This window comes from Streptomyces sp. NPDC036822 (assembly GCF_055609145.1).
Map to the genome: position 1 here is coordinate 711,494 of NZ_JBVJPY010000001.1, position 13,322 is coordinate 724,815.

Sequence of the window (13,322 nt, forward strand, 5' to 3'; positions counted from 1 at the left end):
GGTCCCGCGCGGGAAGCGCCAGGCGGTGAGCGCCGACCGGTCCCGCAAGGAGCGCGAGAGCAGTCCGCGCCGGCCGCCCCCGCGAGGAGCGCGAGAGCAGTCCGCGCCGCCCTGTCCCGCGAGGAGCGCCAGGCCGTTCACGCCGACCGGTCCCGCGAGGCCGGCGGACACCCCCGGCGGGGCCCGGCCGGGGCCCGCCGGGGCCGCCGCGCCCTCACCTCCGGTCGCCCGCGCGGCTGAGCACGATGCACCGCTCCCGTAATCCGGCGCGTCCCCGGACGTAACACGGCCGTCGCACGCTTTCGTCCATGTCCGAGGTCCTCACCACCCCCACGCACTGCCCCTACTGCGCCCTCCAGTGCGGTATGTCGCTCCGCCCCACCGGTGAGCGCTCCGGCGAGCGGTCCGTCGAGGTGGTCGAGCGCACCGACTTCCCCGTCAACCGGGGCGCGCTGTGCGGCAAGGGCCGCACCGCCCCGGCCGTACTCTCCTCCCGGGTCAGGCTGACCGAGCCCCTGGTCCGCTGCCCTGACACAGGCGCGCTGCGTCCGGCCACCTGGGAGGAGGCACTCGCCGCGGTCGCGGACGGGCTGCGCCGGACCCGTGCCGCGCACGGACCGGACGCGGTGGGCGTCTTCGGCGGCGGCGGCCTCACCAACGAGAAGGCGTACACGCTCGGCAAGTTCGCCCGGCTCGTCCTCGGGACCTCGCAGATCGACTACAACGGCCGCTTCTGCATGTCGTCGGCCGCGGCCGCCCACGGCAAGGCGTTCGGTCTCGACCGGGGGCTCCCCTTCCCGCTGGAGGACATCCCGCGCACCGGCTGCGTCATCCTCGTCGGCTCCAACCTCGCCGAGACCATGCCGCCGGCCCTGCGCTACCTCACCGAGCTCAAGGAGAACGGCGGCAAGCTGATCGTCGTCGATCCGCGCCGCACCAGGACCGCCGAGCAGGCCGACCTCCACCTCGCGCCCCGCCCCGGCACCGACCTCGCGCTCGCGCTCGGGCTCCTCCACCTCGTCGTGGCCGAGGGCCGCACCGACGAGGAGTTCATCCGGGAGCGTACGGAGGGCTGGGAGGCCGCGCGGGCCGGGGCGATGTCCCACTGGCCGGAGCTGGTCGAGCGGATCACCGGGGTGCCGGTGCCGCTGCTGCGGGACGCCATGCGGATGTTCTGCGACGCGGAGAGCGGGATGGTGCTCACCGCGCGGGGCCCCGAGCAGCAGGCCAAGGGCACCGACACGGTCGGCGCGTGGATCAACCTGTGCCTGGCGACGGGACGGGCGGGACGGCCGCTCAGCGGCTACGGCTGCCTCACCGGCCAGGGCAACGGCCAGGGCGGCCGCGAGCACGGCCAGAAGGCCGACCAGCTCCCCGGCTACCGCAAGCTCACCGACCCCGCCGCGCGGGAGCACGTCGCGCGGGTGTGGGGGGTGGCGCCGGAGTCGCTGCCGGGCCCGGGACGCAGTGCTTACGAACTCCTCGACGCGCTCGGCGGGGACGTGAAGTCCCTTCTCGTCATGGCCTCCAACCCCGTGGTCTCCGCCCCGCGCGCCGCCCATGTCGAGGAACGCCTGCGCTCGCTGGACTTCCTGGTCGTCGCGGACGTCGTCCTGTCGGAGACCGCCGCGCTGGCCGACGTGGTGCTGCCCGTGACCCAGTGGGCGGAGGAGACCGGCACCATGACCAACCTGGAGGGCAGGGTGCTCCTGCGGCAGCGGGCGATCACGCCGCCGCCCGGGGTCCGCAGCGACCTGGAGGTGCTGCACTCCCTCGCCGGGCTCCTCGGCTGGGAGAAGGGCTTCCCGACGGACCCGGAGGAGGTCTTCGACGAGCTGCGCCGCGCCTCGGCGGGCGGGCCCGCGGACTACTCGGGCATCAGCTACCGCCGCATCCGGGAGGAGAACGGCGTCTTCTGGCCCTGTCCGGACGTCAGCGACGCGGCGTCCGGCTCCGGCGGGGCGGTCGAGGCGGAGGAGGCGGGCACGAGCCCCGTGGGCGTCCATCCGGGCACCCCGCGGCTGTTCCTCGACCGGTTCGCCACGCCCGACGGGCGGGCACGGTTCGTGGCCGTCGTCCACCGGGAGGCCGCCGAGGAGACGGACGGCGAGTACCCCGTCGTGCTGACGACCGGGCGGGTCGTCTCCCACTACCAGTCCGGCGCGCAGACCCGGCGCGTCGACGAGCTGAACGCCGCCGCGCCCGGCTCCTTCGTGGAGCTCCATCCGCGGCTCGCCGACCGGCTGGGGGTGGCCGAGGGCGAGCGGGTCGCGGTGATCTCGCGGCGCGGCCGGTCGGTGGCCCCCGCGCGGATCACCGCGGCCATCCGCCCCGACACCGTCTTCATGCCCTTCCACTGGCCGGGCGAGGGGCGGGCCAACACCCTGACGAATCCGGCGCTCGACCCCGACTCGCGGATGCCGGAGTTCAAGGTGTGCGCGGTCCGCCTCGAACGGGAGCGGCCGCCCGCGTGACCCAGTCGCCGCCGGGTATCACCGGCCCGGGCAGCGCGCCCGGCGCCGCGAGGTAGGCCCAGGCCGGGACGGACGCCCCGTCCCGGAGCCGGACCACCGTCCGTTCCACCCGCTCGTAGAGGTTGCGGGGATGGCCGGGGCCCCGGTACTCCTCCAGGCGGTCGAGCACGCCGAGCAGTTCGCCGTACGCGCCGGGCGCGGCCGTCACCAGGTCGCCGGCGATCCCGCGTACGGCCATGGGACCGTCACCGGTGCCGGCGTCGTTCCCGCCGTCGTCCCCCTCGGCGGTCCCGGCCGCGACGGCGTACGGGTAGCCCGGACCGTCGTACAGCCGCGCGTCCGGCAGCAGGGCGGGTTCCTCGCCGGCCGTGCGGCCCCGCAGGAACAGGCCGTGGTTGTACTGCCCCGGGCGCAGCGTCCCGTACACGAAGAACGGCAGCTCCCGCGCGGTCGTCACGGCGCGACCGTCTCCGCCGCGAGCCAGGCGAGATAGCCGGCCGAGCCCCGGACCACGGGGGTGGCGATGATCTCCGGCGTCTCGTAGTCGTGCGCGGCCAGGAGATGGGCTTCGAGGGCGGCGTAGCAGGCGTCCGTCGTCTTGAAGAGCACCTGCCACTCCTCGCTCGTCTCGATCGCCCGCTGCCAGTGGTAGACGGAGGTCACGGGCCCGGAGATCTGGGCGCAGGCGGCGAGCCGCGCCTCGACGACGCTCCGGGCCAGCGCCTCGGCCTTGTCGGCGCTGTCGGTGGTGGTGAGTACGGTGAGTGCGAGGGTCACGCCCTCACCGTACCGAGGCGCCCGCCGGGCTCGCCCCCCTTCAGGCCGCGGGCGCGAACTGGGCGGCGTAGAGCCGGGCGTAGGCCCCGCCGGCCGTCAGCAGCTCCTCGTGGGTGCCCTGTTCGACGATCGAGCCGTTCTCCATCACCAGGATCACGTCGGCGTCCCTGATGGTGGAGAGGCGGTGGGCGATGACGAAGCTCGTCCGGCCGGCGCGCAGCGAGGACATGGCCTTCTGGATCAGGACCTCCGTGCGGGTGTCGACGGAGCTGGTCGCCTCGTCCAGGACGAGGATGCTCGGCTCGGAGAGGAAGGCCCGCGCGATGGTGATGAGCTGCTTCTCGCCGGCGCTCAGCCCGGCGCCGTCGTCGTCGATGACGGTGTCGTAGCCGTCGGGCAGGGTGCGGACGAACCGGTCCGCGTGCGCGGCCCGTGCCGCTTCCTCGATGCGCTCGCGGGAGACGTCCCCGGTGGCTCCGTAGGCGATGTTGTCGGCGATGGTCCCGCCGAAGAGCCAGGTGTCCTGGAGGACCATGCCGATCTGCGACCGCAGGTCGTCCCGTGACATCCGGGCGACGTCGACGCCGTCGAGGGTGATCCGGCCGCCCGTCACCTCGTAGAACCGCATCAGCAGGTTCACCAGGGTCGTCTTCCCGGCGCCCGTCGGGCCCACGATCGCGACCGTCTGGCCCGGCTCCACCGTCAGCGACAGGTTCTCGACGAGCGGCTTGTCCGGCTCGTAGCGGAAGGCCGTCTTCTCGAAGGAGACCCGGCCGGCGGCGGGAGGCCGCGCCGTCGCGTCCCGGTCCGGGCGCCCGGGCGCGGCCGGGGCGGGTGACTCCTCGTCCGCGTCGAGCAGGTCGAAGACGCGTTCGGCGGAGGCGACGCCGGACTGGAGCAGGTTCGCCATGGCGGCGATCTGGGTGACCGGCCCGTTGAAGTCGTACGAGTACTGGATGAACGCCTGGACGTCGCCGATCGACAGGGAGCCCGTGGCCACCCGCAGTCCGCCGACGACCGCGATGAGGACGTAGTTGAGGTTGCCGACGAAGGTGAGGGCGGGCTGGATGAAGCCGGACATGAACTGGGCGCGGAAGCTCGCCGTGTAGAGCTCCTCGCCGAGTTCGTCGAAGCGCGCCACGGCCTCCTCGCGGCGCCCGAAGGCGACGACCTCGGCGTGGCCGGTGAACATCTCCTCGACATGGCTGTTGAGGCGGCCGGTGACGGCCCACTGCCGGACGAACTGCGGCTGGGCGCGCCTGCCGATCCGCGCCGCCACGACCACCGAGACCGGCACGGTCGCCAGCGCGACGAACGCGAGGAGCGGGGAGATCCAGAACATCATCAGCAGCACGCCGACGAGGGTGAGCAGCGCCCTGATCATCTGGCTGAAGGCCTGCTGGAGGGTCTGGGTGATGTTGTCGATGTCGTTGGTGGTGCGGCTGAGGATCTCGCCGCGGGGCTGCCTGTCGAAGTACGACAGGGGCAGCCGGGAGAGTTTCCGCTGGGCGCCGGCGCGCAGCCGGTGGCCGGCCCGCTGGACGACCGCGGTCGCGAGGCGCTGCTGCAGCCAGTTCAGCGCGGCGGAGCCGACGACCAGGGCGACGGACAGGGCCAGGGCCCGGGCGACCGCGGGGAAGTCGACCCCGGCCGGGCTCCGGGCACCGGAGACGACGAGGTCGGTGGCGTGCCCGAGGATCAGAGGGCTGAGGACGGCGAGGCCGACGGCGGCCGCGGCGGTGGCGAGCGCGGCGAGGATGAGGGGGCGTTCGGGGGCCATCGTGCGCAGCAGCCGCAGACCGGAGGAGCGGAAGTCCAGGGACCTCTCGAGGGCGGGGGCGCTCAGCCCGGGCCCGCGCTGCTGGAGGGCGGGGCCGCGGCGCTCGGGGGTCCGGGAGGCGGGCCGGGTGCCGGGGGCGGGCGAGGTGGGTGAGGTCCGTGGGGACTGCGGGGCGCGAGAGGGACCCGGGGCGCCCGAGGGGTCCGGTGTGCGCGGGGCGGGCCCGTCCTTCGGGCGGGTGTCGCTCATGCCGCTTCCTCCTCGGTGAGCTGGGAGAGGACGATCTCCCGGTAGGTGGGGTTGTCGCGCATGAGTTCCTCGTGGGTGCCGCTGCCGACGGCCCGGCCCTGGTCGAGGACGACGATCCGGTCGGCGCCCCGGATGGTGGAGACGCGCTGGGCGACGATGACGACGGTCGCGTCGGCCGTCTCCCGTGCGAGCGCGTCGCGCAGGCGCGCGTCGGTGGCGTAGTCGAGGGCGGAGAAGGAGTCGTCGAAGAGGTAGACCCGGGGGCGGGCGACGAGGACCCGGGCGATCGCGAGCCGCTGGCGCTGGCCGCCGGAGAGGTTGGTGCCGCCCTGGGCGACCGGCGCGTCGAGCCGTTCGGGAAGCTCGTGGACGAAGTCGGCCGCCTGGGCGACCTCCAGGGCGTGCCACAGCTCCTCGTCGCTCGCCTCGGGCCGGCCGTACCGCAGATTGCTCGCCACCGTCCCGGAGAAGAGGTACGGCTTCTGCGGCACGAGGCCGACCGTGCGGGCGAGCAGGGTGCGGTCCAGGGAGCGGACGTCGACGCCTCCGACGCGGACCTCGCCGCCGGTCGCGTCGAAGAGGCGCGGGACGAGGCCGAGGAGGGTGGTCTTGCCGCTGCCGGTGGAGCCGATGACGGCGGTGGTGCGGCCGGGGAGGGCGGTGAGGTCCACCGCGCGCAGGACGGGTTCCTCGGCGCCGGGGTAGCTGAAGTCGGCGCCGCGGATGTCGAGCCGCCCGGGGCCGTGCAGGTGCCGGACGGGGGCGAGGGGCGGGGCGACGGAGGGTTCGGTGTCGAGGATCTCCCGGATGCGTTCGGCGCTGACCTCGGCGCGGGGCATGTGCATCAGCAGGAAGAGGACCATCATCACCGACATGAAGATCTGGAGCAGGTAGCCGAGGAACGCGATCAGCGAACCCGCCTGGAGCGCGCCGGAGTCGATCCGGTGGGCGCCGACCCAGATGATGCCGACGGTGGCCAGCTCCCAGACGATCAGCACGATCGGGAACATCAGGGCCTGGAGGCGTCCGGCGCGCATGCCCACCGAGAGCAGTTCGTCGTTGGCGGCCGCGAACCGGCGCTGCTCGTGCCGGTCGCGGACGAAGGCGCGGACGACGCGGATGCCGGTGATCTGCTCCCGCATCACCCGGTTGACCCGGTCGACGCGCTCCTGCATCCCCCGGAAGAGGGGCCGCATCCGGACCACGACCGTGCCGACGGCCCCGCCGATCAGCGGGACGAAGACGAGCAGGAGCAGGGCGAGCGGGACGTCCTGGTCGAGCGCCATCACGATGCCGCCCACGCACATCAGGGGGGCGGCCACGAGCATCGTGAGGGCGAGGACGGCGAACGTCTGGACCTGCTGGACGTCGTTGGTGGTGCGGGTGATGAGGGAGGCGGTGCCGAAGCGGCTCATCTCCCGTGCGGAGAAGTCCTGGACGCGGCGGAAGGCGGTGGCCCGCAGGTCACGGCCGATGCCCATGGCGATCTTGGCGCCGAAGTAGACGGCGGCCGCCGCGGCGGCGGCCTGGAGGAGGGTGACGGCGGCCATCAGGCCGCCGCCGGACAGGACGTGCGCGGTGTCCCCGCGCAGGACGCCCTGGTCGATGACGTCGGCGTTGAGGGTGGGCAGGGTGAGGGAGGCGAGGATCTGCAGGAGCTGGAGGAGGACGACGAGGGCGAGGGTCCGCCGGTGGGGCCGCAGCCGGCCGGCGACGAGTCGCAGGAGCATGGATGTCCGTCCCGCTCAACTGGCATAGGCGCGGACGGACTTGGCGTCGCGCAGGGCGCGCGCCCACCAGGCGGTCTGGTCGAGCATCGTCTTCGCGGCGGCGTCCGGCCCGGTGGGGTCCTTGTGCCGGCCGTCCTCCCCGAACTGCCCGTGGACGAAGGGGAAGGCGACCGAGTCCCGCATGGTGACCGCGTGCAGCTCCGCGTAGATCTGGCGCAGTTGCTCGACCGCCCGCAGACCGCCGGAGATTCCGCCGTAGGAGACGAAGCCGACCGGCTTGGCCTGCCATTCGGTGTAGTGCCAGTCGATGAGGCTCTTGAGGGAGGCGGGGAAGGAGTGGTTGTACTCGGGGGTGAGGACGACGAAGGCGTCGGCGGCGGCGAGGACCGGGGAGACCTTGGCGAGTTCGGCGCGGGCCTCGGGGCCCGGTGAGTGCGAGAGGGAGGTGGGCAGGTGGACGTCGGCGAGGTCGACGATGTCGGCCCGGAAGTCCTGGCGCTCGGCGACCCGGTCGAGGAACCAGTCGGCGACGACGGGTCCGAACCGGCCCTCGCGGTTGGAGGCGATGACGACGGCGAGCTTGAGCGGCATGACGGAGTCGGCGGACTCCGTGGAGTCGATGAGGTCCATGCGGATGATCGTGGTACCTCAAGTTTGGTTGAGGTCAAGCGCCGTTTCTCCCGGTGTCCTCCGGCATACGGTGGAGCCATGACCACGGCACCCGTGCACGTCGAGATCGACGGCTCCCCCGCGTCCGACCCCGCCCTGTCGGCCACGCTGATGAGCGGCTACGGCCACTTCACCGCGATGCAGGTCCGTGACGGTCGGGTACGGGGCCTCGGCCTCCATCTCGACCGGCTCGACCGCTCGACCCGCGAACTCTTCGACCGGGCGCTCGACCCCGGGCACGTCCGCGCCCTGGTGGCGGGCGCCCTGAAGGCGGCGGGGAGGCGTGACGCGGCGGTCCGCGTCCACGTGTACGAGGGCGTACGGCTCGTGGTGACGGTCCGGGAGCCTGCCTCGATGCCTCGCACCCCGCAGAGCCTGAAGTCCGTGGACTACTGGCGTCCGGCCGCCCACATCAAGCACCTCGGCGGCTTCGGCCAGGGCTACCACGGCGGCGCGGCCCGCCGGGCCGGCTTCGACGAGGCGCTGCTGACCGGTCCGGGCGGCGAGATCGCGGAGGGGGCGGTCGCCAACATCGCCTTCTGGGACGGCGCCTCGCTGGTCTGGCCGTCGGCGCCGGCCCTGCACGGGATCACGATGGCGCTGCTGGAGCCGCGGCTGGGGTCGGTACGGCGCCGCGTCACGCTGGAGGACCTGCCGGGGTTCCGCGCGGCCTTCGTGGCGAACTCACGCGGGATCGCGGCGGTGGAACGGATCGACGAGACCCGGTTCGACGTCGACGGGGAGTTGATGGAGCGGGTGTACGCGGCGTACGACGCGGTTCCCTGGGACGAGATCCGAGCAAGGCCACGGGAGGCCAACTGCGAGTGACAGCGGCGCCGTTCACCCGCTCCGGTACCATCGACGGCTCCAGGCGAGGGCATCGGGGGTCCGGGAGATGGTCGCGAGGTACGTGGTCTCGCCGCGCGGCGGCCGTCGCGCCCATCCCGACATCTCATCCGCCCTGCGCGCCGCCGCCGCCCGGGGGCGGGCCGCGGTGATCGAGATCGCTTCCGGCCATTACGAGGAGACGCTCACCGTCCGGGGCGAGGTCCGGCTGGTCGCGGCCGACGGTCCCGGCTCGGTGAGGGTGAGCCGGGCGCACGGGGCCGTCCTGGACGTCTTCGGCGCGGTCGAGGCCGTCGGTCTCGCGCTGACCGGCCGCGGCGCCGACGTCGTCGCCTGCCACGGAGGGCGGCTCACGCTGGAGCGCTGCGAGATCCGGGCCCACGACGGCGTCGCCCTGCACGCGCGGCCCCACACCTTCGTCACCCTCCGGGACAGCGTCGTCCTTTACGGCCGCACCCTCTTCACCGGCTCGGGCGGACTCGTCGAGCGGTGCCGGTTCACCGGGGCCGCCGACAACGCGATCGCCGCGATCGAGGGGGCCCACGTCTCGGTCCGGGCCAGCCGGATCGAGGACAGCCGGATCCACGGCGTGCGCGTCAGCGACGCCCGCGCCGAGGTCACCGGCTGCGAGCTGACCGGCACCGGGCAGGCGGCCCTCATGGCGGACACCCGGGCGGAACTCACCGTGACGGACTGCGCGATCACCGCCGTGCACGCCGAGGGAGTCATGTTCCTCGACCAGTCCCGGGGGACCGTGGAGGACACGCACGTGACGGACGCGCTGCACGGGATCGCCGCGGCGAACGGCTCCGACCCGGTGGCGCGCCGCTGTGTGCTCACCGCCTGCCGCGACACCGGCATCAACGTCCGTGCCTCGGCCCGGGGCAGGTTCGAGGACTGCGGGGTCGTCGACGCGGGCAACGTCGCCGTGTTCTCGACGCAGGGCGGCGCCCCCGAGGTCCACGGCGGCCACATCACGGGGGGCAACGTCGGCATCGCCGTCACCGACGGCGGCCGGGGCCGCTTCGCCCGCGTCGAGATCCGGGATCTGACGGGCACCGCGCTGCGGGTCCGGGACGGGTCCCGGGGCGTCTTCGACCACGTCCGCGTCGACCGCTGTCCCTCGGGCCTGGACACCACCGGCGACGGCGGCACCACGGCCGAGCTGACCGACGTGGTGTTCCGCGACTTCGACATCACCGCGGTGACCGTCCTCGGCCAGTCCAGGGTCACGCTCAGGAACGTGACGGCGCAGCGCGGCACGGTGGGCTTCGGCGCCGGCGAGGAGGCCCAACTGCTCGTCCACGACAGCCGCGTGGCAGCGGTCCGGGTCGGCGGCGCGGTCGCGTACGACAGGGCGAGGCTCGTCGCGCGAAACCTCACCGTGGCCGGGTCGGAGGGGTGCGGCCTGAGCGCCTCCCACTCCGCCTACGTGGACGTCGCGAACGGCGAGTTCACCGACTGCGCGACCGCGGGCGCCGCCTTCACCGACGAGAGCGCCGGCCGTCTGGTCGAGTGCTCGGTGAGCGGGACGGGCGAGACCGGCGTGCTGCACAACGGCCGCGTCGACCTCGTCTCGGTGCACACGTCCCTGCCGGTCGTCAGGAAGACCGTCCGCACGGTCGAACCGACCCCGACGGTGATCCACAACCATCACATGGGCCCGGTCATCTACGGCCCGGTCAGCAATGCCCAACTGGCCTGGAACAACGAGCAGGTCATCCAGCAGCAGTCCGAAGGGGAGGATCCCGGCACATGAGCGACCCGCGGAACCCGAGCGACCACCACGGCCCGCGCTTCGGCGCGTCCGTCTCCCACGCGCAGTTCGCGTGGGGCAACGAGTCCGTCACCCAGAACCAGCAGAACGTGGGGAGTCACGGCACGGTCGCCCCCGGCTTCGAGGCCCTCGCCGAGCTGGTCACCGAGCTGCTCCGGCAGCTGCCCCAGGCCGGTCTCGCCGACCGGGACCGCGAGGACGCCGAGGCGGCCGCCGACGAGGTCCTCGCGACGATCACCCGGCCGGACGCCCCGGAGCCGGGCAGGGTGCGCCGCGCGGTGGCCGCGCTCAAGGGGGCACTGGCGCCGGTCGCGACGGGCGTGGTGGCCGGCACGGCGGTGGGGGCGCAGGAGTGGGCCCGGGCGGCGATCGAGGGCCTGACCGGCCTGGTCTGAACCGGGCCGGGGTCCGAAGCGGGCAGGGGTCCGCAGCGTGCCGGGTCCGAAGCGGCTTGCCGATGGGGGGCCTGGTCCGAAGCGGCCTGCCGGCGGGGCCTGGTCCCGGTGGGGGCCTGCCCCCGGAGCGGCCTCGTCCCGAACGGACGGCCGGGTCCGAAGCGGCCGGGCCCGACGGCACGACTGCCCCCGCCCTGGACTCACCCGTTCGGCGCGCGTCGCCGGCAGCCACCTCAGCACTGGCCCTGACCTGCGCAAACAAGGCCGGGGCAAGCCGACACACCGCACCGGACAGCGTAATTCTGACCCTCCATCAGCAGGCGCGTGGCGCGCCGCGGCTCTTATCTCGGACAAGAGGAGACGGCTCGCAACGGCCGCTCGGAAGACCGCTCGCGCGCCACGGAGGACCCCATGCGCACCACTGCCCGCCTGCTCACCGGTACCGCGTTGTCGGTCGTCGCGATCGGCGCCTTCGCCGCACCGGCCGCGTACGCCGGGGACTACCACACCCTTGAGGTGTACCCGTCCTCCGCGACGCCGGGCACGACCATCACCGTCAACACCCTCGCGTGCGGCCACAAGGGGCACGGCATCGGCGACGCGCAGTCCCTCGGGGCGGGCGACTTCCAGCTGAACCCGAGCACGCACAAGGAAGTCGTGGTCGGCCAGTTCACGGTCCCGCAGCACACCCAGCCGGGTACCTACGGCATCAGTGTCGCCTGCGACAACGGCAAGACGGCCCGCGGTGACCTCGTCGTCAAGCACCGCGGCCCGAGCGGGCACGTCCAGACCGGCGTCGGCGGCAGCGTGGGCCCCGACACCGCCCAGGTCACGGCGGGCGCGGCGGTGCTGGCCGCGACCGCCGTCGGCGGTACCTGGCTCCTGCGTCGCCGGGCGAGCGGCGCGCAGGGCCGTTAGCCGTACCGCACGTCCTGCCCCCGTCGCGCGCCCGCATACGGCCCGGCGGGGGCAGGGCCACATCCGGACGACGACACCGACGACACCGACGGCGACGCGCGCGACAGCGCCGCCCCGGGAGCCGAGAAGGGAGACCGAACACCGTGAGCAACAGGAGCAAGGGCTGGGGCATCGCGGTCGCCGCGTGCGTCGGCGTCTGGCTCGTCCAGAACGGGTCGGAGAACGTCACCCCGCCCGTCCCCTCCGCCGCCCAGGCGTTCGCCGCGGGCCCCAACGAGCACACCGACGCAGCCGCCGACCCCCTGCCGCCCTCGGCCCCGGTCCGGCTGCGCATCCCCGAGATCGACGTCGACACGCCGATGACCCGGCTCGGCCTGGACCCGAAGGGCTCGCTCGAGGTGCCGCCGGCGAGCGACCGCAACCTCGCCGGCTGGTACGAGGACGGCACCACGCCCGGCGCCAAGGGCACCGCGATCGTCGCCGGCCATGTCGACAACGCCCAGGGACCGGCCGTCTTCTACGCCCTGGGCGCGCTCCGGAAGGGCAACCGCGTCGAGGTCGACCGCGAGGACGGGCGTACCGCCGTCTTCACGGTCGACGCCATCGAGGTCTACGACAACAAGGACTTCCCGGACCGGAAGGTCTACGGCGAGCGGGACCGGGCCGAGCTGCGGCTGATCACCTGTGGCGGCGGCTTCTCCGAGAAGTCCGGCTACCAGGGGAACGTGGTCGCCTTCGGGCACCTCATCGGGGTGCGCGGGACGGCCTCATGACCCGGTGACCGGGCGGCCTCGCGGCCGCGGTGACCGGGGGGCCTCATGACCACTGGTCGAAGGCGAGCTTCGCGACCAGGGAGAGCACGACGACGAGCAGCACCCCGCGGACGAACTCGGCGCCCTTGCGCAGGGCCATCCGCGCCCCGATCATCCCGCCCGCCAGGTTGAACACGGCCATGATCGCGGCCAGCTGCCACAGAACCGTGCCCTGGTAGGCGAACATCGCGAGCGCCCCGGCGTTGGTGCAGACGTTGACGATCTTGGCGGTGGCGGAGGCGGTCACCAGGTCCAGATGGAGTACGGCGGTGAGCGCAAGGACGAGGAAGGTGCCGGTCCCGGGACCGAAGAGGCCGTCGTAGAAGCCGATCCCGCCGCCGACCAGCACGATCGCGGTGACGACCCTGGCCCGGCCGACGGGCGCCTCGCTCCCGCCCTGGGTGCCGAAGGACGGCCGCAGCATCACGAACGCGGCCACGGCGAGCAGGACGACCATGATGACCGGGCGCAGCACGTCGCTGCTGATCCCGGCGGCGAAGAAGGCACCGCCCATGGACCCGGCGAGGGCCGCGAGCCCGATGCGTACGGCGGTCTTCACCTGCACCGGGGCCTTGCGGACGTACGTGACGGCGGCGCCGGAGGTACCGACGATGGCGACGGCCTTGTTGGTGCCGAGGATGTGGGCGGCGGGCACGTGCGGGAGCCCGAGCAGCAGCGCGGGCAGCAGGAGCAGCCCTCCTCCTCCGACCACGGCGTCGATCCAGCCGGCCACGAGGGCGGCGGCGCAGAGCAGCAGAAGCGTGGTCAGGGATATGTCAGGCATGATCCCGAGCCTAGGGAGGGGATGGTTGGCCCGTCCATCGATCCCGGGAGCCCTGAGCTACATCTGAGGTTGCCGCCCACCGGCCACCGCCCGCCGTCTGCCGCCCGCCGC

12 protein-coding genes are annotated in these 13,322 nt (G+C 73.7%); 6 read left to right on the forward strand and 6 right to left on the reverse strand.

Annotation, left to right across the window (positions count from 1 at the left end; genetic code table 11):
- The first annotated feature begins 308 nt into the window (after positions 1-308).
- Positions 309-2,474, forward strand: coding sequence for a molybdopterin oxidoreductase family protein (locus ACZ68P_RS03315; protein ID WP_471001794.1), 2,166 nt, complete (start codon positions 309-311; stop codon positions 2,472-2,474).
- Here ACZ68P_RS03315 and ACZ68P_RS03320 read toward each other — a convergent pair.
- From ACZ68P_RS03320 to ACZ68P_RS03340, 5 genes are read right to left on the reverse strand one after another with little or no spacing between them, the layout of a single operon-like run.
- Positions 2,428-2,931 carry a gamma-glutamylcyclotransferase family protein gene (locus ACZ68P_RS03320; RefSeq protein ID WP_471001797.1) on the reverse strand — a complete coding sequence of 168 codons (504 nt, stop codon included), beginning with the start codon at positions 2,929-2,931 and terminating at the stop codon, positions 2,428-2,430. The two genes, ACZ68P_RS03315 and ACZ68P_RS03320, sit on opposite strands and share 47 nt — an antisense overlap.
- On the reverse strand, positions 2,928-3,251 hold the full coding sequence (gene cutA, locus ACZ68P_RS03325; protein WP_471001801.1) for a divalent-cation tolerance protein CutA: 324 nt from the start codon (positions 3,249-3,251) through the stop codon (positions 2,928-2,930). The genes ACZ68P_RS03320 and cutA overlap by 4 nt, the downstream gene beginning before the upstream one ends.
- 40 nt (positions 3,252-3,291) lie before the next feature.
- Complete coding sequence (locus ACZ68P_RS03330) at positions 3,292-5,280, reverse strand: ABC transporter ATP-binding protein (protein ID WP_471001804.1); 1,989 nt, start codon at positions 5,278-5,280, stop codon at positions 3,292-3,294.
- Positions 5,277-7,010 (reverse strand): ABC transporter ATP-binding protein, encoded by a 1,734-nt coding sequence (locus ACZ68P_RS03335; protein WP_471001808.1) that lies wholly within the window; start codon positions 7,008-7,010, stop codon positions 5,277-5,279. The genes ACZ68P_RS03330 and ACZ68P_RS03335 overlap by 4 nt, the downstream gene beginning before the upstream one ends.
- Positions 7,011-7,025: 15 nt before the next feature.
- Complete coding sequence (locus ACZ68P_RS03340; RefSeq protein ID WP_471001811.1) at positions 7,026-7,640, reverse strand: NADPH-dependent FMN reductase; 615 nt, start codon at positions 7,638-7,640, stop codon at positions 7,026-7,028.
- 78 nt (positions 7,641-7,718) lie between these two features.
- Here ACZ68P_RS03340 and ACZ68P_RS03345 point away from each other — a divergent pair, with 78 nt between their 5' ends.
- The 5 genes from ACZ68P_RS03345 to ACZ68P_RS03365 all read left to right on the forward strand — a co-directional run bounded on the left by ACZ68P_RS03345 (position 7,719) and on the right by ACZ68P_RS03365 (position 12,388).
- Complete coding sequence (locus ACZ68P_RS03345) at positions 7,719-8,507, forward strand: aminotransferase class IV (protein WP_471001813.1); 789 nt, start codon at positions 7,719-7,721, stop codon at positions 8,505-8,507.
- Positions 8,508-8,574: 67 nt separating this feature from the next.
- Positions 8,575-10,284, forward strand: coding sequence for a right-handed parallel beta-helix repeat-containing protein (locus ACZ68P_RS03350; protein ID WP_471001816.1), 1,710 nt, complete (start codon positions 8,575-8,577; stop codon positions 10,282-10,284).
- Positions 10,281-10,697, forward strand: coding sequence for a hypothetical protein (locus ACZ68P_RS03355; RefSeq protein ID WP_471001819.1), 417 nt, complete (start codon positions 10,281-10,283; stop codon positions 10,695-10,697). Before ACZ68P_RS03350 ends, ACZ68P_RS03355 begins: the two co-directional genes overlap by 4 nt.
- 411 nt (positions 10,698-11,108) lie before the next feature.
- Positions 11,109-11,615 carry a hypothetical protein gene (locus tag ACZ68P_RS03360; protein ID WP_365719296.1) on the forward strand — a complete coding sequence of 169 codons (507 nt, stop codon included), beginning with the start codon at positions 11,109-11,111 and terminating at the stop codon, positions 11,613-11,615.
- A gap of 143 nt (positions 11,616-11,758) precedes the next feature.
- Positions 11,759-12,388, forward strand: a complete 630-nt coding sequence (locus ACZ68P_RS03365; protein WP_471001824.1) for a class F sortase — start codon at positions 11,759-11,761, stop codon at positions 12,386-12,388.
- 43 nt (positions 12,389-12,431) lie between these two features.
- Here the strand turns inward: ACZ68P_RS03365 and ACZ68P_RS03370 are convergent, their stop codons facing one another.
- Entirely contained in the window at positions 12,432-13,211 is a 780-nt protein-coding gene (locus ACZ68P_RS03370; protein ID WP_471001827.1) for a sulfite exporter TauE/SafE family protein, read from the reverse strand.
- Positions 13,212-13,322 lie beyond the last annotated feature (111 nt).

Coding starts and splice junctions, on each gene's coding strand:
- ACZ68P_RS03360 (WP_365719296.1), top strand. CDS start 11,109: ATGCGCACCACTGCCCGCCTGCTCACCGGTACCGCGTTGTCGGTCGTC.
- ACZ68P_RS03355 (WP_471001819.1), top strand. CDS start 10,281: ATGAGCGACCCGCGGAACCCGAGCGACCACCACGGCCCGCGCTTCGGC.
- ACZ68P_RS03345 (WP_471001813.1), top strand. CDS start 7,719: ATGACCACGGCACCCGTGCACGTCGAGATCGACGGCTCCCCCGCGTCC.
- ACZ68P_RS03330 (WP_471001804.1), bottom strand. CDS start 5,280: ATGAGCGACACCCGCCCGAAGGACGGGCCCGCCCCGCGCACACCGGAC.
- ACZ68P_RS03370 (WP_471001827.1), bottom strand. CDS start 13,211: ATGCCTGACATATCCCTGACCACGCTTCTGCTGCTCTGCGCCGCCGCC.
- ACZ68P_RS03340 (WP_471001811.1), bottom strand. CDS start 7,640: ATGGACCTCATCGACTCCACGGAGTCCGCCGACTCCGTCATGCCGCTC.
- ACZ68P_RS03350 (WP_471001816.1), top strand. CDS start 8,575: ATGGTCGCGAGGTACGTGGTCTCGCCGCGCGGCGGCCGTCGCGCCCAT.
- ACZ68P_RS03335 (WP_471001808.1), bottom strand. CDS start 7,010: ATGCTCCTGCGACTCGTCGCCGGCCGGCTGCGGCCCCACCGGCGGACC.
- ACZ68P_RS03315 (WP_471001794.1), top strand. CDS start 309: ATGTCCGAGGTCCTCACCACCCCCACGCACTGCCCCTACTGCGCCCTC.